Origin of the sequence: Streptomyces sp. SKN60, assembly GCF_026236535.1 — a bacterium.
Lineage (GTDB): Bacteria > Actinomycetota > Actinomycetes > Streptomycetales > Streptomycetaceae > Streptomyces.
Genome location: NZ_JAHTMW010000007.1, coordinates 329,395 through 348,070, shown reverse-complemented (window position 1 = coordinate 348,070; position 18,676 = coordinate 329,395). Strand labels below are relative to the sequence as shown.

The following is an 18,676-nucleotide window of genomic DNA, read 5'->3' as shown; positions in this document are numbered from 1 at the left end:
CATGGCCTACCGGCCGTCCAAGCAGTTCAAGAAGACCCTGTTCGGCAGCGGTGCCGTCCTCGTCCTCGCGGCCCTCAACGCCCCGGCCGCCGTCTCCTTCGCGAGCGAGAAGTACCACGCGTACAAGATCGCGCAGCCCGAGTACATGAAGAAGTACGGCTCCTGGGACGTGGTCGACGTCCCCGAGCAGTACAAGGTCAACGCCATCCACGCCGCCCTGCTGCACACCGGCAAGGTGCTGCTCATCGCCGGTTCCGGCAACAACCAGAAGAAGTTCGACGCCGGCACCTTCGAGACCGTCCTGTGGGACCCGGTCAAGAACACCTTCAAGAAGATCGACACCCCGGAGGACTTCTTCTGCTCCGGCCACACCCAGCTCCCCGACGGGCGCCTCCTGGTGGCCGGCGGCACCGCCCGCTACGAGATCCTCGACGGCAAGGTGAAGAAGGCCGGCGGCGGCATGCGGGTCAAGAACGAGAGCCCCGACCGGGCGATCACCCTCAAGAAGGGCACCGTCTTCCGCTCCCCGTCCGGTGTCGAGTACGTGACGAAGTTCGACGTCACTGTCCCCAAGGCCAAGCGCGAGTTCGAGATCTCGTACTTCAAGAGCGGCCAGATGAAGCCCTGGAAGACCAAGGTCACCGCGGCGGAGGCGCGGGTCTTCGTCGAGGCCGTCAAGGAGGGCCCGCAGGCGCTCACCACCGAGGCCGCGCAGTACGAGGTCGTCGGGCTCAAGGGCGACGACGCCGACAACGTCTACGGCCTCGCCCAGAAGCTCACCACCGAGAAGCAGGACTTCCAGGGCATCAAGGCGGCCTACGAGTTCGACCCGAAGGCCGAGCGCTACATCCCGGTCGCGCCGATGAAGGACGCCCGCTGGTACCCGACCCTCGTCACCCTCGACGACGGCAAGGTGCTCGCGGTGTCCGGGCTCAACGACGTCGGCGACGTCGTCCCCGGCGACAACGAGATCTACGACCCGAAGACCAAGAAGTGGTCCAAGGGCCCCTTCCGCTACTTCCCCACCTACCCGGCGCTCTTCCTCACCAAGGGCGGCAAGCTGCTCTACACCGGCTCCAACGCCGGTTACGGCCCCGCCGACAAGGGCCGCGAGCCGGGCCTGTGGGACCTGAAGAAGAACGCCTTCACCAAGCTCCCCGGCCTCACCGACCCCGACCAGCTGGAGACCTCCGCCTCCCTGATGCTGCCGCCCGCCCAGGACCAGAAGGTCATGGTGCTCGGCGGCGGAGGGGTCGGCGAGTCCCCGAACTCCACCGCCCGGACCTCCATCATCGACCTGTCCAAGGACAGCCCCGTCTTCACCGACGGGCCGGCCCTGCCCCAGGGCACCCGCTACCTCAGCAGCGTGCTCATGCCCGACGACACCGTCTTCACCAGCGGCGGCTCCGAGCAGTACCGGGGCTCCGGCGGCAGCGACATCCTCAAGTCGCAGTTCTACGACCCCCGCAGCAACGCCTTCAACGAGGCCGCCGAGCCGACCGTCGGCCGCAACTACCACTCCGAGGCGCTGCTGCTGCCCGACGGCCGGGTCGCCACCTTCGGCTCCGACCCGCTCTACAGCAACAAGGACAACACCAAGCTCGGCACCTTCGAGCAGCGCATCGAGGTCTTCACCCCGCCCGCCCTGCACCGGGCCGGCGGGAACCGGCCGGTGCTCGGCGAGGGCCCGCAGGAGCTCGACCAGAACGGCCGGGCCACCTTCAAGACCCAGGACGCGGCCCGGATCACCGCGGCCCGGCTGATGCGGCCCAGCGCCGTCACCCACACGACGGACGTCGAACAGCGCTCCATCGAGCTCGGTCTGACGAAGGAGGCGGACGGGGTGACCGTCACCGTCGAGGTCCCCAAGGACCGCACCCTGGTCCCGCCCGGCTGGTACATGCTGTTCGTGACGGACCAGGACGGGATTCCGTCCGAGGCGAAGTGGATCCAGGTGGCGGGTACGGACGAGGAGCCCGAGGGTTCCTGAGCCTTCGCCCGGCTCAGCCCTGGCCCGGCTCAGCCCTTCGCCCGGCGCGCGAGACCCAGCGCGTAGTCGGGCCACCAGGTCCCGGCGGCCGGGCCGCCCCGGCAGGGGCCGTCCGAGTCGCCGGGCCGCTTGATCCACAGATACGCGTCGACCAGCTCGTCCCCGGTCCGGTCCGTCGGCGGCACGCCGAGCGCCCGGCCCGGGGGATTGCACCAGGCCTCCGCCCGGTCCCCCGGGAGGGGGCCGTCGCCGTTGCGGCTGGTGTCCACGGTGAAGTGGGTGCCGCCGAGCAGCCGGGACAGACCCGCGCCGAAGCCCCGTACGACGTCGTTGGTCTGGAAGTTGGAGACGTTGAGCGCGAAGCCGTCGGCGCGGGCGATGCCCGCCCGGCGCAGCGGCTCCACCAGCTTGTTCGGGTCGTCGATCCAGGCCGGGTTGCCGGCGTCCAGATAGACCCGGGTGTGCGGCTGCCGCTTGAAGCGCTCGATCGCCTCGGAGAGCAGTTGCAGCCGCTCCTCGTGGTACTCGCCGGGGGTACAGCCGTCCACGACGTGCGGCACCGCGTCGGGCTCCAGGACCACGACGGCGGGCGCGTCCCCGATCGCCGTGGCGAAGGCGTCCACCCAGGTGCGGTACGCCTGCCCGTCGTGCGCCCCGCCCGCCGAGTACATCCCGCAGTCGCGGTGCGGGATGTTGTACGCGACGAAGACCACCGTGCGCTCGTCGGGCGCCGCGCCCTTCACCGCCCGGGACACGTCCGGCACCGGGTTGTCGCCGGCCGGCCAGTCCGCCACCGGCTGTTCGGAGATCCGCCGCAGCACCTTGGCGTCCTCGGCGCGGCCCTGTGCCTCGTACTGCCGCACCTGCCGGGCCGCGTCGCTCTCCGGGTCGACCCAGAAGGGCGAGCCGCCGGTCGGCGGCGCCGCCTCGCCGCGCGCCGAGGGCGGCCCGACGGGGGAGTCCGGACCGTCGTCGCCCGTGCCGCAGCCGGTGAGCAGGAGGGCGGTGACGAGGGCGAGAGCGGCGGTGGTGACGTGACGGCGGCGGAGCATCCGGCCCCCAGGGTCGGGTCGGGTTACAGGACGACGAGACGTGACGTGTCGGGCCACATGTCGGGCCATCGTGACATACCGGTCAGTCTGTGTCGGGTTGCGACACCGCGAGCGCGATCCCGAGCGCCGTCCGCTCGTAGAGCACCTGATGCCCGTACCGCCGCGAGGTGAGCAGTCCCGCCGCCCGCAGCACCGACAGATGCGCCGACACCGAGGAGAGCGCGAGGCCGAGCCGGTGCGCGAGCGCCGAGGTGCCCGCCGGCTCGTCGAGCGCGCACAGCACGTCCGCCCGCGCCCGGCCGAGGAGCCGGGCCAGCGCCTCCGGGGTGCGCTCGCCCGGCTCCGTCCACAGGCCGCCGATCCCGCGCGCCGGGTAGGCGATGGTCGGCTGCCACGGAGGGTCGAAGCCGCTCACGACCTCCGGCCAGACGAACACCGACGGGAGCAGGACCAGGCCTTGGCCGTCCAGGGCGCGGACGTGCTTCCCGCGGTACTCCACGGTGAGCGTCGCCGTCTCCTCCGACCAGGCGAAGGCCGGGTGCAGCTCGCCGAGCAGCCGCTCCAGACCGCCGTCGGCCAGCCGCCGCGAGTGATACGCGACATCCGCTTCGAGCAGCGCCCGCAGCCGGGGCCACTCGGGCGCCACCAGGGCCTCCCAGGCCTGTTCGACGAGGTCCGCGAGCCAGCGCACGGCGTCGGCCGGATCGGCCAGCATCCGCCGCCCGGCCGGCGTGTCCGCCGCGCCCGGCGTCTCGGCGAGCGCCCGCGCGAGGTCGTCCGCGGCGACCGCCGGATCCGTTCCGCGCACGGCCGCGATCTCCTCCTCGAAGGTGGCGGCGGGCCCGATCGGCGGCGGATAGAGAAAGTCCGGGTTGTGCCCCCGCTCCGGCATCAGCAGATGCAGCGGCCCGAGGTCCACCCCACGCGCGGCCTCGGCGATCCGCCGCAACCACGGCAGGTGATACCCCTGCTGCCGCGGCCGCGCGAGCACCCGCACCGCGCCCTGCGTCTCCCACAGCGGCGAGATCGCGAACCGGATGCGCAGCGGATCGGCCTCGCCGAAGTGCAGGTGGTACGGCACGGGGCCTCCAGGGAGCCGCAGACTTTCGGCTGGGGCCGAAAGTCTAGGGCGGGACACCGACACACCCGCACGCTGCGGGCATGCCCACGAACGACCTCAAGCCGCCGGGGGAGCCCCCGGCGCCCGCCGGCACCCGCCCGTCCGTCGCCCCGCAGCCCGGCTACCGCGCCGTCTTCGCCGTCCGCGAGTTCCGTTACGTGTTCGCCGCGCACCTCTGCTCGCTGCTCGGCGTCGTCGTCAGCGAGCTCGCGCTCACCGTGCTCGTGTACGAGCTCACCCGCTCGCCGCTGCTCTCCTCGCTCACCTTCGCGCTCGGCTTCCTGCCGTACCTCTTCGGCGGCACCGTGCTCGCCGGGCTCGCCGACCGGGTCCCGCCGCGCCGGCTCCTCGTCGTCTGCGACGTGATCTGTGCCGCGTGCGTCGCGCTGATGACCGTGCCGCTCACGCCCGTCGCCGGGCTGCTCGCGCTGCGCTGCGCCGTCGCCGTCGTCGCGCCCGTGTTCCAGGGCACCCGGACGGCGACCCTCGCCGACATCCTGGGCGAGGGGGAGCTGTTCGTGCTCGGGCGGTCGCTGCTGCGGATCGTGTCGCAGAGCGCGCTGCTCACCGGCTTCGCCGTCGGCGGCGTGCTGCTCACCGCCGTGCCGCCGCGCGGCGCGCTGGGCATCACCGCCGGCACCTTCCTGGGCTCCGCGCTGCTGCTCCGGCTCGGCACCGCCCGCCGCCCGGCCCGCGGCGCCGGGGAGCGGGAGGGGCTGCGGGCCACCTGGGGCGTGCTGCGGGACCGCCGGGTGCGGGCGCTGATGCTGATGTTCTGGGTGCCGCCGATGTTCGCCGTGGTGCCCGAGGCGCTGGCCGCGCCGTTCGCGGACGCGGCCGGGGCGTCCACCGCCGCGCTCGGGCTGCTGATGTGCGCGCTGCCGGTCGGCACGGTGCTCGGCGAGCTGCTCGCCGGCTCGCTGCTCTCCGCCGCCGCCCGGGCCCGGATCGTGCTTCCGCTGGCCGCGACCGGGTTGCTGCCCTTCCTCCTGTACGCGGCCGGGCCGGGCGTCGGGCTCGCCGCGGCCGCGCTCTTCCTGGCCGGCGCCACCGGGGCGTACACCCTCGGTCTGGACGCCTGGTTCGTGGCGGCCGTCCCGGAGGAGCGGCGGGGCCGGGCGATGACCCTGATGAGCGCCGGGATGATGACCACCCAGGGTCTCGGCATGGCCGCGGCGGGGGTGGCCGCCGAGTTCGCCGCCGTGCACACCGTGGTCGCGGGCGCCGGGATCCTCGGCACCGGGTGCGTGGCTCTGCTCGTACGCGAGGTCCGGACGGTCCGGAACGGTCCTGAGGACGACGGGATCGACCGAAAGGCGAGACGGGGCTGACCGCCATATGACCAGTCGGTAAGGTCGACGCGTGCCGAAGCCGCTCAGTCTCCCCTTCGACCCCATCGCCCGCGCCGACGAACTCTGGCAGAAGCGCTGGGGCCCGGTCCCCTCGATGGCCGCGATCACCTCGATCATGCGCGCCCACCAGATCCTCCTGGCCGAGGTGGACGCCGTGGTCAAGCCGTACGGGCTGACCTTCGCCCGCTACGAGGCGCTGGTCCTGCTGACCTTCTCCAAGGCCGGCGAGCTGCCGATGTCGAAGATCGGCGAGCGGCTCATGGTCCACCCGACCTCGGTGACCAACACGGTCGACCGCCTGGTGAAGTCCGGCCTGGTCGCCAAGCGCCCCAACCCGAACGACGGGCGCGGCACGCTCGCCTCGATCACCGAGAAGGGCCGCGAGGTGGTCGAGTCCGCCACCCGCGACCTGATGGAGATGGACTTCGGTCTGGGCGCGTACGACGCCGAGGAGTGCGCCGAGATCTTCGCGATGCTGCGACCGCTGCGGGTCGCGGCGCACGACTTCGACGAGGGCTGACCGTAAGGCGGACCCGCTAACCCGGCCCCCGCGAAGATCGCCCCGGAACGGGTGGTTACGCTCGATGCCATGAAATCCAGCGTGCTGACCCGCTACCGCGTCATGGCGTACGTGACCGCCGTCATGCTGCTCATCCTCTGCGCGTGCATGGTCGCCAAGTACGGCTTCGGCGTCGGCGAGGACCTGACCTTCGCGGTCTCCCAGGCCCACGGCGTCCTGTACATCATCTACCTGATCTTCGCCTTCGACCTGGGCTCCAAGGCCAAGTGGCCGTTCGGCAAGCTGCTGTGGGTGCTGGTCTCCGGCACGATTCCGACGGCCGCCTTCTTCGTCGAGCGCAAGGTCGTCGCCGAGACGCTTCCGCTGGTCAGCGGCGCGCAGCCGGCTCCCGCCAAGGCCTGACCCAGGCCCCCGGCCGCACCCCCGCACGCATGTGCGGGGGTTTGCCATCGACATTTACTAGGACGTCCTAGTAAATTCGAAGCATGGACGCTGACGCCATCGAGGAAGGCCGCCGTCGCTGGCAGGCCCGTTACGACAAGGCCCGCAAGCGCGACGCCGACTTCACCACGCTCTCCGGGGACCCGGTCGAGCCGGTCTACGGCCCGCGCCCCGGGGACAGCTACGAGGGGTTCGAGCGCATCGGCTGGCCCGGTGAGTACCCCTTCACCCGCGGTCTGCACCCGACCGGCTACCGGGGCCGCACCTGGACCATCCGCCAGTTCGCCGGCTTCGGCAACGCCGAGCAGACGAACGAGCGCTACAAGATGATCCTGGCCGCCGGCGGCGGCGGGCTCTCGGTCGCCTTCGACATGCCCACCCTGATGGGCCGCGACTCCGACGACCCGCGCTCGCTCGGCGAGGTCGGGCACTGCGGTGTCGCCATCGACTCCGCCGCCGACATGGAGGTCCTCTTCAAGGACATCCCGCTCGGCGACGTCACCACCTCGATGACGATCTCCGGCCCCGCCGTCCCCGTCTTCTGCATGTACCTGGTCGCCGCCGAGCGCCAGGGCGTCGACCCGGCCGTCCTCAACGGCACGCTGCAGACGGACATCTTCAAGGAGTACATCGCGCAGAAGGAGTGGCTCTTCCCGCCCGAGCCGCACCTGCGCCTGATCGGCGACCTGATGGAGCACTGCGCGCAGGGCATCCCCGCGTACAAGCCGCTCTCGGTCTCCGGCTACCACATCCGCGAGGCCGGCGCGACGGCCGCGCAGGAGCTCGCGTACACCCTCGCCGACGGCTTCGGCTACGTGGAGCTCGGCCTCTCCCGCGGCCTCGACGTCGACGTCTTCGCGCCCGGCCTCTCCTTCTTCTTCGACGCGCACCTCGACTTCTTCGAGGAGATCGCCAAGTTCCGCGCCGCGCGCCGGATCTGGGCCCGCTGGATGAAGGAGGTCTACGGCGCCAAGACCGACAAGGCGCAGTGGCTCCGCTTCCACACCCAGACCGCCGGTGTCTCGCTCACCGCGCAGCAGCCGTACAACAACGTCGTGCGCACCGCGGTCGAGGCCCTCTCCGCGGTCCTCGGCGGCACCAACTCGCTGCACACCAACGCCCTCGACGAGACCCTCGCGCTCCCCAGCGAGCAGGCCGCCGAGATCGCGCTGCGCACCCAGCAGGTGCTGATGGAGGAGACCGGCGTCGCCAACGTGGCGGACCCGCTGGGCGGTTCCTGGTACGTGGAGCAGCTCACCGACCGCATCGAGGCCGACGCCGAGAAGATCTTCGAGCAGATCAAGGAGCGCGGTCTGCGCGCCCACCCGGACGGCAAGCACCCGATCGGGCCGATCACCTCCGGCATCCTGCGCGGCATCGAGGACGGCTGGTTCACCGGCGAGATCGCCGAGTCCGCCTTCCGCTACCAGCAGGCCCTGGAGAAGGGCGAGAAGCGGGTCGTCGGCGTCAACGTGCACCACGGCTCGGTCACCGGCGACCTGGAGATCCTGCGGGTCAGCCACGAGGTCGAGTGGGAGCAGGTCCGCGTCCTCGGCGACCGCAAGGGCAAGCGGGACGAGGCCAAGGTGCGCGCCGCCCTCGAAGCGATGCTGGCGGCGGCCCGCGACGGGAACAACATGATCCCGCCGATGCTCGACGCCGTACGGGCCGAGGCCACGCTCGGCGAGATCTGCGACGTGCTCCGCGAGGAGTGGGGCGTCTACACGGAGCCGGCCGGCTTCTAGGACCTCCGCCGTCAGGCACGAGGGGCGGTACGGGAGTTCCCGTACCGCCCCTTCGTCGTACGGCCCCGGCCGCCGGCGTCGCTTTTCGGCCGTCCTAGCGGGCCTCGTCCACCGCGCCCAGGCCGCCGATGAGCAGTGCGGACAGGCGCCGCACCCACGCCCGGTCGACCGGTTCGGCGCTCACCAGGGCGCGGTGGACCACGGCGCCGGCCACCACGTCGAAGATCAGGTCGTCGCCGGCCGCGATGGTCTCCGGGTCGCGCTCGGCGGGCAGCTCGCCGCGTTCCTGGGCGCGCTGGCGGCCCTCCAGGACCAGCCGCTTCTGGCGGTCCACGATGGAGTCGCGGATCCGCTCGCGGAGCGGTTCGTCGCGGGTGGACTCGGCGACCACCGCCATCAGGGCGGTCTTGGTCTCGGGGCGTTCGAGCAGCGCGGCGAACTGCAGGACGACGTTTTCGATGTCGGCGCGCAGGGAACCCAGATCAGGCAGTTCGAGTTCGTCGAACAGGACGGCGACGGCGTCCACGACGAGTTCGTTCTTGTTGGCCCAGCGCCGGTAGAGCGTGGTCTTGGCGACGCCGGCCCGGGTCGCGACATCGCCCATGGAGAGCTTGGACCAGCCCAGTTCCACGAGGGCCGCCCGGGTCGCCTCCAGGATGGCCGTGTCGGCCTCCACGGAGCGCGGGCGTCCGGTTCGGCTTCGGGAACGGGTGCGGCTACACATGGACGCGACCATACCCGTCAGTAGGTATTGCGCCAGGGGTGGGCGATGTGAGCCAGTTCACCACCGGCCCCGCCCCACACCGGCGGTCGCTGCCATTACGCTACGACCCGTAGCGAAAGGCTTGAACAGCCTCAGCGACAACCACCGCGCCGGGTGGGGACCCGGCGCACACCCGCACACACCGAACCGCATCGTCCCACCCCGGACGGCGCGGTTCAGCCATGGCTTTCCGGTTACGCGCGCGGAGGGGGGAGGATGTAGCCATGCAGCCCCGAAACATGTCCATGAGCGGCGTCGTCGACCTCGCCGCGGTGAAGGCGGCCGGCGAGGCCAAGGCGAAGGCCGAGGCGGCGCGCGCCGAGGCCGCGCGGCACGGCGGCACGGCCGCCGTCGCCCCCTCCGCCCTGGTGATCGACGTCGACGAGGCCGGCTTCGAGCGCGATGTGCTCCAGCGGTCCGCCGAGGTCCCGGTCGTCATCGACTTCTGGGCCGAGTGGTGCGAGCCCTGCAAGCAGCTCGGCCCCCTCCTGGAGCGCCTGGCCGTCGAGTACAACGGACGCTTCCTGCTCGCCAAGGTCGACGTCGACGCCAACCAGATGCTGATGCAGCAGTTCGGCATCCAGGGAATTCCGGCCGTTTTCGCGGTGGTCGCCGGTCAGGCGCTGCCGCTCTTCCAGGGTGCCGCCCCCGAGGCGCAGATCCGCCAGACCCTCGACCAGCTGGTCCAGGTCGCCGAGGAGCGCTTCGGCCTCACCGGCATCCAGGTCGACCCCGACGCGACCGGCGACGAGAGCGCCGCGCCCGCGCCGGCCGGCCCGTACGACGCGCTGCTCGAGGCGGCCATGTCCGCGCTCGACGCGGGCGACCTGGCCGGCGCCGTCCAGGCGTACAAGAACGTGCTCGCCGACGACCCCGGTCACCCGGAGGCCAAGCTGGGGCTCGCCCAGGCCGAACTGCTCTCCCGGGTGCAGGGCGTGGACCCGCAGCAGGTGCGCAAGAACGCGGCGGACAACCCGGCCGACGTGGCCGCGCAGATCGCCGCCGCCGACCTGGACCTGGTGGGCGGGCACGTGCAGGACGCCTTCGGGCGGCTCATCGACGCCGTGCGCCGCACGGCCGGTGAGGACCGGGACGCGGCGCGGCTGCGGCTCCTGGAGCTCTTCGAGGTGATCGGCGCCGACGACCCGCGGGTGACGGCGGCCCGGCAGGCCCTGGCGAGCGCCCTGTTCTGAGCCCTCGTCCGGCCCTCGCCCGCGCTCCACAACGGGACGATTTGGCGACACAGTGACATTCGGCGGCCGCGCTTTACCAAAACTTGGTAATCGCGGCCGCTGTTACTTGCAGTAAATCGAACCCGAAAATCTGTCCGGTTTTCTCCGTCCTCATCCTCCTTTGTCGTGTCACACGGAGGCACCCTGTGTGGCCGTCCGATGTCGGCCTGTCGTGTCGTGGTTATCAGGCCGTTACTAGCGAGTAACGAACCCCCTTGTGCGGGCGCCCGTAATGGACCACGATCGGCGACGCTCGGTCCGACACCGCACCAGCCCGGCTCCCCGCCGACTGCGCGCGGCGAAGGGTCCCCACCGAGCGGGCCGGCGGCGACGTCGCCGGCCGTGGACAGGGGGGTTCCTGCTCTGACCGGCAGGGCCTGTCCGATCCGGCCGCGCACCGCGCGGCCAGTGGTTGTCGCTCGGGGGTGATCGCCGGTGATTAGGACGCGCGTCGTGCCGCCTGAGCCCTCGGCGCTCTCCTTCCCGAGGACGTAGCACTTCTCCCATCCCAGGACGGGCCCCTGGGCCCATCCGGAGATGTACGTCCGAGAAGGAGGAATTCTCATGAAGTCCCAGGTTCGTGGCGGGACCAGATGGAAGCGGTTCGCCGTCGTCATGGTGCCGAGCGTGGCCGCGACGGCCGCGATCGGTGTCGGCCTGGCCCAGGGCGCGCTCGCCGCGTCGTTCAGCATCTCCGGCCAGGAGTTCAAGGTCAGCACCGACAGCCTCGTCGGCAATGACTTCGTGCAGTACGGCAGCGTGGACGCGGGCAAGGACCTCGAGGGCAAGGACTTCGCCGCTCCGGTGGCGGTCTCCGGCTTCTCCGAGGCCTGGATCACCAACATGTGCCAGTCCGTCGTGACGCCGAACATCCCGTTCGTCGGCGATGTGACGCTGCAGCTGAAGGCCGGCACCGGCGGCGCCAACGACGCCTCCAAGAAGGTCTACGCGAAGAACATCTACCTGGATGTCTCCTCGCTCAAGACCGACGCCGAGTTCGAGAACATCGACATCGGCGTGGCGGCGGGCAACCTCGCCAAGGCGCCGGGCAAGCCGGGCATCCAGCCGAACACCAAGGCCAACCCGTACGGCTTCGGCCAGCGCGCGGACGTGGCCCGGCTGTCCAACGTGCAGCAGACGGCGTGGGCGACCACCGCCGGCACCTTCAAGCTGCCCGACCTCGACCTGTCGCTGAAGCGCGGCAAGGGCGCCGGGGTCGAGTGCTTCTGAGGCAGACGTCCACCTCGGACTGAAGCCCGGGGGTGTGGGGCCGCCTCGCGCGGCCCCGCATCCGCACACCACGGGCACCTGCCCGCTCTTCCCTCTTTTCTCAGTACCACCGCTTTCAGGGAGCTGTTTCCATGAGCGCCGAGTCCACTGCTTCCAGCGGAGTCCCCCAGGAGAACCGGTTCCGTGTCTGGCGGCAGACCCGGCCCTTCTGGGCGGGCCTGTTCACGATGCTGGGCGGCGTCCCGATCGCGTACCTCCCGTACGGGGACATGCGCCTCGGCAACGTCACCCTCGCCATGGCGACGACCGCCGGAGCAGGTGCGCTGATCATCGGCGTGCTGCTGATCACCCTCGGGCTCACCATGTGGTTCCAGCCCGCCGTCCGGGTCTTCGCGGGCGTGGCGGCCATCGTGCTCGGACTCATCTCCATCCCCGTGTCGAACTTCGGCGGCCTGGTCGTCGGCTTCCTCCTCGCCCTCGTCGGCGGCGGCATGTCCGCGGCGTGGGCCCCGGCCCCGCCGGCGGAGGAGTCCGCGGAGGAGCCGGAGCGGGCCGAGCAGTCGGAGTGGGCCGAGCGGGCGGAGTCGGACGAGCGGACGGAGGCGGCGCCGGCCGCCCCGGGCGAGCACCACGAGCACGACGGCACGACCGGTACGACGCAGCCGCTGATCCCCCAGCAGGGTGCCGAGGCCCCGGTGGCCGAGACCACGACCGAAGCCAACGGCGGGAGTAACAGTGCGGGGTGACGAAACACAGTCGGCCGGGACGGAGAGAGGACCGCGCCACGCGGCCCCCCGCAAGTCCTTCCTGAACAAGCTCCACGCGCCGGTCGGCAAGGCGATGGCCCTCGCGGCCATGCCCACCGCGGTGATCGTGGGCATGGGCCTGGCACCCCGGCTCGCCCTCGCCGACGACAGCAAGGACATCCCCTTCGCGCCCGGCCCGTGCGTGACCCGCTCGGACGAGCCGACGGCCGACCCGTCCGCCACGCCGGACACGACGGAGAGCCCGAAGCCGACCGCGAGCGCCACCGCGACCGCGCAGCCGACCGAGGAGCCCGCCCCGGACACCTCGGCGAGCACGGAGCCCAAGCCGACGGCGACCTCCGACGCGACCGCGCAGCCGAACACGGGCACCACCCAGGCGCCCGCGCCCAAGACCACCACGGCGCCCGCGCCCACCCCGACGCCCACCAAGTCGGTCAACCCGCTCGACCCGCTGGGCCTCGGCGACGCGCTCAAGGACCTGTTCGACGGGCCCGACGCGACGACCGCACCCGCGCCCACTTCGACGGCCACCCCGACGAAGGCGCCCACCACGACCGCGGCCCCCACGAAGGCGCCCACCGCGCCGACCGGCACGACCGCGGACAAGCCCGCCGGGAAGACGGAGACGACCGACACGGTCGACAAGACCGTCGACAAGACGAAGGCCGCCATCCAGGACGCCGCCGACAAGGCCGGAGCCACCACCGAGGAGCTCGACGAATCGGCGAAGGGCCTCGAACCGACGACGGACGAGGACATACCCGACGGCGCCAAGCCGCGCTTCCCGTGCCCCGAGCCCGACCCGGAGGCGCTCGCCGCCGCGGAGCTGGAGACCGGCATGCCGCTGCTCCCGGACGCGCCGTGGCGCCTGGAGACCAGCACCCTGGAGCTGCGCGGTCTCAAGTACCACGGCATCGTCGAGGTGAAGACGGGCAGCGGTCAGATCAAGAAGGTCCTCAAGTTCACCGCGGACGAGGTGGACATCTGGAACCTGCACCAGCTGACCGAGCACTCCCAAGGCCTGACCGGACACGTCCGCTCCAACCCGGGCTCGAAGTCCACCATCCGCAACGGCACGGTGACCATGTACACGGAGGAGCTGAAGGGCAATCTCTTCGGCCTCATCCCGGTCACCTTCAGCCCGCAGTCCCCGCCGCCGCTCGACGTCCCGTGGGCCGTCTTCACCAACTGCACGGTGAAGCAGGCCGGCCAGTTCGGCGGCACGCTCAAGGTCCCGGGCCTGCGCAACACGATCGAGCCCAACGCGTAACAGAACCCACCGCGCAACAGAACCCGCAGACCCTTCCGGGAGCCGCACACGACGGAGCCCCCGCCCCTCCGAGGAGGGACGGGGGCTCCGTCATGAGCCGAGGCGGACGCGTTACGCGTTCGCGGCGCCGCCCAGGTGGTGCACCCGGACCATGTTGGTGGTGCCGGGGACGCCGGGGGGCGAGCCGGCGGTGATGATCATGGTGTCGCCGGCGTTGTAGCGCTGCAGCTTCAGGAGCTCGGCGTCGACCAGGTCCACCATGGCGTCGGTGTTGGTCACGAACGGCACCAGGAAGGACTCCACGCCCCAGCTCAGGGTGAGCTGGTTGCGGGTGCCCTCGTCGGTGGTGAAGGCCAGGATCGGCTGGGCCGCGCGGTAGCGGGAGAGCCGGCGGGCCGTGTCGCCGGACTGGGTGAAGGCGATCAGCGCCTTGCCGCCCAGGAAGTCGGCGATCTCGCAGGCCGCGCGGGCGACCGAACCGCCCTGGGTGCGCGGCTTCTTGCCCGGCACCAGCGGCTGCAGGCCCTTGGAGAGCAGCTCCTCCTCGGCCGCGGCGACGATCTTCGACATCGTCTTCACGGTCTCGATCGGGTAGGCGCCCACGCTCGACTCGGCGGAGAGCATGACCGCGTCCGCGCCGTCCAGGATCGCGTTGGCGACGTCGCTCGCCTCGGCGCGGGTCGGCCGCGAGTTGGTGATCATCGACTCCATCATCTGGGTGGCGACGATGACCGGCTTGGCGTTGCGGCGGCACATCTCGACGAGCCGCTTCTGCACCATCGGGACCCGCTCGAGGGGGTACTCGACGGCGAGGTCGCCACGGGCCACCATGACGGCGTCGAAGGCGGCGACGACCTCGGCCATGTTCTCGACGGCCTGCGGCTTCTCCACCTTGGCGATGACCGGGACCCGGCGGCCCTCCTCGTCCATCACCTTGTGGACGTCCTTGACGTCGGCGGCGTCGCGGACGAAGGACAGCGCGACCATGTCGCAGCCCATGCGCAGCGCGAAGCGGAGGTCCTCGACGTCCTTCTCGGACAGGGCCGGGACGTTGACCGCGGCGCCGGGCAGGTTGATGCCCTTGTGGTCGGAGATGACCCCGCCCTCGACGACGATGGTCTTCACCCGCGGGCCCTCGACCTCGACCACGCGCAGCTCGACGTTGCCGTCGTTGATCAGGACCTGGTCGCCCTTGGACACGTCGCCGGGCAGGCCCTTGTACGTGGTGCCGCAGATGGCCTTGTCGCCGGGGACGTCCTCGGTGGTGATGGTGAACTCGTCACCGCGCACCAGCTCGACGGGGCCCTCGGCGAAGGTCTCCAGACGGATCTTGGGGCCCTGGAGGTCGGCGAGCACGCCGACGGCGCGGCCGGTGTCGGCGGCGGCCCTGCGGAGGCGGTCGTACCGCTCCTGGTGCTCTGCCTGGGTCCCGTGGCTCATGTTGAATCGGGCCACGTTCATGCCGGCCTCGATGAGAGCCTTCAGCTGCTCATAGGAGTCGACGGCGGGGCCCAGCGTGCAGACGATTTTGGAACGGCGCATACGGCGGATCCTATCGGTTTGTTTCACTGCGGAATATTCCGTCTGGTGGAAAGTACAAATGGGCGCGGGGTCGCTCAGGCGTTCACTCGTTCGAGCCCGCCCCGTCCAGAACGAGCGCGTAGCTCTGCCGTGCGATCTCCAGCTCCTCGTCCGTCGGCACCACCGCGACCGCCACCCGCGCGTACACCGGCGAGATGATCCGGGCCTCGTCGGAACGTACGGAGTTGAGGTCCGCGTCCACCGCGAGCCCCAGCTCCTCCAGGCCCGCGATCGCAGCCTCCCGCACCGGCGCCGCGTTCTCGCCGACCCCCGCCGTGAACGCCACCGCGTCCACCCGGCCGAGCACCGCGTAATAGGCGCCGATGTACTTCTTCAGGCGGTGCACGTAGATGTCGAAGGCCAGCGCCGCCCGCTCGTCGCCCTCGTCGATCCGGCGCCGGATCTCCCGCATGTCGTTGTCGCCGCAGAGCCCGACGAGCCCCGACTTCTTGTTCAGCAGCACGTCGATCTCGTCCGCCGACATGCCCGCCACCCGCTTCAGATGGAACGTCACCGCCGGGTCGATGTCGCCCGAGCGGGTGCCCATGACCAGGCCCTCGAGCGGGGTCAGGCCCATCGAGGTGTCCACGCACCGGCCGCCGCGCACCGCCGAGGCGGAGGCCCCGTTGCCCAGGTGCAGCACGATCACGTTGACCTCCGCCGGCTCCTTGCCGAGGAGCTTCGCCGTCTCCCGGGAGACGTACGCGTGGGAGGTGCCGTGGAAGCCGTAGCGGCGGATCCGGTACGCGTCCGCGGTCTCCACGTCGATCGCGTACCGCGCCGCCGACTCCGGCATGGTGGTGTGGAAGGCGGTGTCGAAGACCGCGACCTGCGGCAGGTCCGGGCGCATCGCCATCGCCGTACGGATGCCGACCAGGTTCGCCGGATTGTGCAGCGGCGCCACCGGTACGAGGCGCTCGATCTCCGCGAGCACCTCGTCGTCGATGACGGTCGGCTCGGTGAACCGCAGCCCGCCGTGCACCACCCGGTGCCCGATCGCCGCCAGCTCGGGGGAGTCCATCCCCAGGCCGTCCGCCGCCAGCTCCTCGGCGACCGCCTTCAGGGCGGCCGCGTGGTCGGCGATGGGGCCGTTCTTCTCGCGCTTCTCGCCTCCCTGGAGCGGGGTGTGCACGATCCGCGAGGTCTCCTCGCCGATCCGCTCCACGAGTCCCTGGGCCAGCCGGCGGTCGTCGCGCATGTCGAGCAGCTGGTACTTCACCGACGAGGAACCGGAGTTGAGGACCAGTACGCGGGTGGGAGGGGTCATGCCGGGAGCTCCTGGGACTGGGGCTGGGACTGGATCGCCGTGATGGCGACGGTGTTGACGATGTCGCTGACGAGCGCGCCGCGCGAGAGGTCGTTCACGGGCTTGCGCAGACCCTGCAGCACCGGGCCGACGGCGACCGCGCCGGCCGAGCGCTGCACGGCCTTGTAGGTGTTGTTGCCGGTGTTGAGGTCCGGGAAGATCAGCACGGTGGCCTGGCCCGCCACCTCCGAGCCGGGCAGCTTGGTGGCCGCGACGGACGGCTCGACGGCCGCGTCGTACTGGATCGGCCCCTCGATCCGCAGCTCCGGCCGGCTCTCGCGGACCAGCTTGGTCGCCTCCCGCACCTTGTCGACGTCGGCGCCGGAGCCGGAGGTGCCGGTGGAGTACGACAGCATCGCGATCCGCGGCTCCACGCCGAAACGGGCGGCGGTGGCCGCCGACTGCACGGCGATGTCGGCCAGTTGCTCGGCGTTCGGGTCCGGGTTGACCGCGCAGTCGCCGTACACGAGGACCTTGTCGGCCAGGCACATGAAGAAGACCGACGACACGATCGAGGCTTCCGGCTTGGTCTTGATGATCTCGAAGGCCGGGCGGATCGTCGCGGCCGTCGAGTGCACCGAACCGGACACCATCCCGTCGGCCAGGCCCTCCTCGACCATCAGGGTGCCGAAGTAGTTCACGTCCGAGACGACGTCGTACGCGAGCTCCACCGTGACGCCCTTGTGGGCGCGCAGCTGCGCGTACTTCTCCGCGAAGGAGTCCCGCAGCTCCGAGGTCTGCGGGTCGATCAGCTGGCTGTCGCCGAGGTCCATGCCCAGGTCGGCGGCCTTCTTGCGGATCGTCTCGACGTCGCCGAGCAGGGTCAGGTCGCACACGTCGCGGCGCAGCAGCACGTCGGCGGCGCGCAGCACCCGCTCCTCGGTGCCCTCGGGAAGGACCACCCGGCGCCGGTCGGCCCGGGCCTGCTCCAGGAGATCGTGCTCGAACATCATCGGGGTGACCCGGCCGCTGCGGGCCACCGAGACCCGGCGCAGCAGGTCGGCGGTGTCGACGTGGCGCTCGAAGAGACCGAGCGCGGTCTCCGCCTTGCGGGGCGTCGCCGCGTTCAACTTGCCTTCGAGGGCGAAGAGTTCGGTGGCGGTGGGGAAGCTGGTGCCGGGCACCGAGATGACCGGGGTGCCGGGCGCGAGCCGGGCGGCCAGGGTGAGGATCGCGTCGCTGGGCCGCTCGTCGAGGGTGAGCAGCACGCCCGCGATCGGCGGGGTGCCGGCCGAGTGCGCGGCCAGCGCGCCGATCACCAGGTCGGCCCGGTCGCCGGGGGTGACGACGAGACAGCCCGGGGTCAGCGCCTTGAGGAAGTTCGGCAGCATCGCGCCGCCGAAGACGAAGTCGAGGGCGTCGCGGGCGAATCCCGCGTCGTCGCCGAGCACCACGGTGGCGCCGAGCGCGTGGGTGATCTGGGAGACCGTCGGCGCGGCGAGCGCCGGCTCGTCCGGGAGGACGTAGCAGGGCACGGGCAGCCGGGCGGTCAGCCGCTCCGCTATCGCCGCCCGGTCCTCGGCCGCCACCCGGTTGACCACCATCGCGAGCACGTCGCAGCCGAGCCCGTCGTACGCGCGGAAGGCGTTGCGCGCCTCGGCCCGCACCGACTCCGCGGGCTGGCCCTTGCCGCCGACCACCGGGATCACCGAGGCGCCGAACTCGTTGGCGAGCCGCGCGTTCAGGGCCAGCTCGTCGGGCAGCTGGGTGGCGGCGAAGTCGGTGCCGAGGACCAGGACGACCTCGTAGTCGCGGGCCACCGCGTGGAACCGGTCCACCAGCTGGGACACCAGCTCGTCGGTGCCCCGCTCGGCCTGCAGCGCGGACGCCTCGTGGTAGTCCATGCCGTACACGGTGGTGGGGTCCTGGGTCAGCCGGTAGCGGCTGCGCAGCAGGTCGAACAGCCGGTCCGGGCGGTGGTGCACCAGCGGCCGGAACACCCCCACCCGGTCCACCTGGCGGGTGAGGAGCTCCATGACTCCCAGCTCGACGACCTGGCGGCCGTCTCCGCGGTCGATCCCGGTCACGTACACGCTGCGCGTCACGCCGTGGTCTCCTGTCCGAATCCGAGCGGCTTACTTGTCAGCCTGGTGGATGTAAAAACCACCGATAGGGCGGCAATGCCCTCTTGACAATACCCCTGCGGCTCGATACGACGCCCGCTGGACGAAGGGCCCGGACCGCCGGGACCAAAGGCCCCACAAGGCCCCGGAGGGCCCGGCCGCGGCGGGTGCGCGGAGCAGCAGCGAGCGCCTTCGCACCGCCGACCGTGTGAGAATCGACAACGGCTCACCCGTACCACTACCG

Annotated in this window: 15 protein-coding genes; 9 read left to right on the top strand and 6 right to left on the bottom strand. The window is 71.4% G+C overall.

From position 1 onward, the window contains the following. Position 1 precedes the first annotated feature (1 nt). The gene (locus tag KV205_RS14800) at positions 2 to 1,990 is read left to right on the top strand and encodes a kelch motif-containing protein (RefSeq protein ID WP_265864792.1); all 1,989 of its coding nucleotides are present in this window, start codon (positions 2 to 4) and stop codon (positions 1,988 to 1,990) included. Between the two features lie 29 nt (positions 1,991 to 2,019). On the opposite strand, the gene KV205_RS14795 is transcribed toward KV205_RS14800, so the two are convergent. Beyond that, on the bottom strand, positions 2,020 to 3,042 hold the full coding sequence (locus tag KV205_RS14795; protein WP_265864791.1) for a glycoside hydrolase family 6 protein: 1,023 nt from the start codon (positions 3,040 to 3,042) through the stop codon (positions 2,020 to 2,022). A gap of 82 nt (positions 3,043 to 3,124) precedes the next feature. After that, complete coding sequence (locus KV205_RS14790) at positions 3,125 to 4,123, bottom strand: DUF5937 family protein (RefSeq protein ID WP_265864790.1); 999 nt, start codon at positions 4,121 to 4,123, stop codon at positions 3,125 to 3,127. A gap of 80 nt (positions 4,124 to 4,203) precedes the next feature. On the opposite strand from KV205_RS14790, the gene KV205_RS14785 reads away from it, so the two are divergent. The 4 genes from KV205_RS14785 (at position 4,204) to KV205_RS14770 (ending at position 8,220) form a co-directional block, all read left to right on the top strand. Beyond that, a complete protein-coding gene (locus tag KV205_RS14785) occupies positions 4,204 to 5,493 on the top strand; it encodes an MFS transporter (protein WP_265864789.1) in 1,290 nt (429 codons plus the stop codon). Between the two features lie 31 nt (positions 5,494 to 5,524). Beyond that, the gene (locus KV205_RS14780) at positions 5,525 to 6,034 is read left to right on the top strand and encodes a MarR family winged helix-turn-helix transcriptional regulator (protein WP_265864788.1); all 510 of its coding nucleotides are present in this window, start codon (positions 5,525 to 5,527) and stop codon (positions 6,032 to 6,034) included. 69 nt (positions 6,035 to 6,103) lie between these two features. Beyond that, entirely contained in the window at positions 6,104 to 6,436 is a 333-nt protein-coding gene (locus tag KV205_RS14775; RefSeq protein ID WP_265864787.1) for a DUF3817 domain-containing protein, read from the top strand. Between the two features lie 83 nt (positions 6,437 to 6,519). Beyond that, positions 6,520 to 8,220, top strand: a complete 1,701-nt coding sequence (locus KV205_RS14770; RefSeq protein ID WP_265864786.1) for a methylmalonyl-CoA mutase — start codon at positions 6,520 to 6,522, stop codon at positions 8,218 to 8,220. 94 nt (positions 8,221 to 8,314) lie between these two features. Here the strand turns inward: KV205_RS14770 and KV205_RS14765 are convergent, their stop codons facing one another. Continuing rightward, positions 8,315 to 8,944 (bottom strand): TetR/AcrR family transcriptional regulator, encoded by a 630-nt coding sequence (locus KV205_RS14765; protein WP_265864785.1) that lies wholly within the window; start codon positions 8,942 to 8,944, stop codon positions 8,315 to 8,317. A 263-nt stretch (positions 8,945 to 9,207) separates the two neighbouring features. Between KV205_RS14765 and KV205_RS14760 the strand changes: the two genes are divergently transcribed. The 4 genes from KV205_RS14760 to KV205_RS14745 all read left to right on the top strand — a co-directional run bounded on the left by KV205_RS14760 (position 9,208) and on the right by KV205_RS14745 (position 13,482). After that, positions 9,208 to 10,176 carry a tetratricopeptide repeat protein gene (locus KV205_RS14760; protein WP_265864784.1) on the top strand — a complete coding sequence of 323 codons (969 nt, stop codon included), beginning with the start codon at positions 9,208 to 9,210 and terminating at the stop codon, positions 10,174 to 10,176. A 603-nt stretch (positions 10,177 to 10,779) separates the two neighbouring features. After that, positions 10,780 to 11,445, top strand: coding sequence for a DUF6230 family protein (locus tag KV205_RS14755; RefSeq protein ID WP_265864783.1), 666 nt, complete (start codon positions 10,780 to 10,782; stop codon positions 11,443 to 11,445). A gap of 131 nt (positions 11,446 to 11,576) precedes the next feature. Next, positions 11,577 to 12,191: a DUF6114 domain-containing protein gene (locus KV205_RS14750; RefSeq protein WP_265864782.1), complete on the top strand. Its 615-nt coding sequence runs from the start codon at positions 11,577 to 11,579 to the stop codon at positions 12,189 to 12,191. Next, positions 12,181 to 13,482: a hypothetical protein gene (locus tag KV205_RS14745; protein WP_265864781.1), complete on the top strand. Its 1,302-nt coding sequence runs from the start codon at positions 12,181 to 12,183 to the stop codon at positions 13,480 to 13,482. The genes KV205_RS14750 and KV205_RS14745 overlap by 11 nt, the downstream gene beginning before the upstream one ends. Positions 13,483 to 13,593: 111 nt before the next feature. Here the strand turns inward: KV205_RS14745 and pyk are convergent, their stop codons facing one another. The 3 genes from pyk to pta form a co-directional block, all read right to left on the bottom strand. Then, positions 13,594 to 15,024, bottom strand: a complete 1,431-nt coding sequence (gene pyk, locus KV205_RS14740) for a pyruvate kinase (RefSeq protein ID WP_265864780.1) — start codon at positions 15,022 to 15,024, stop codon at positions 13,594 to 13,596. 82 nt (positions 15,025 to 15,106) lie between these two features. Beyond that, positions 15,107 to 16,330 carry an acetate kinase gene (locus KV205_RS14735; RefSeq protein WP_265864779.1) on the bottom strand — a complete coding sequence of 408 codons (1,224 nt, stop codon included), beginning with the start codon at positions 16,328 to 16,330 and terminating at the stop codon, positions 15,107 to 15,109. Next, entirely contained in the window at positions 16,327 to 18,414 is a 2,088-nt protein-coding gene (gene pta, locus KV205_RS14730) for a phosphate acetyltransferase (protein WP_265864778.1), read from the bottom strand. Before pta ends, KV205_RS14735 begins: the two co-directional genes overlap by 4 nt. Positions 18,415 to 18,676 lie beyond the last annotated feature (262 nt).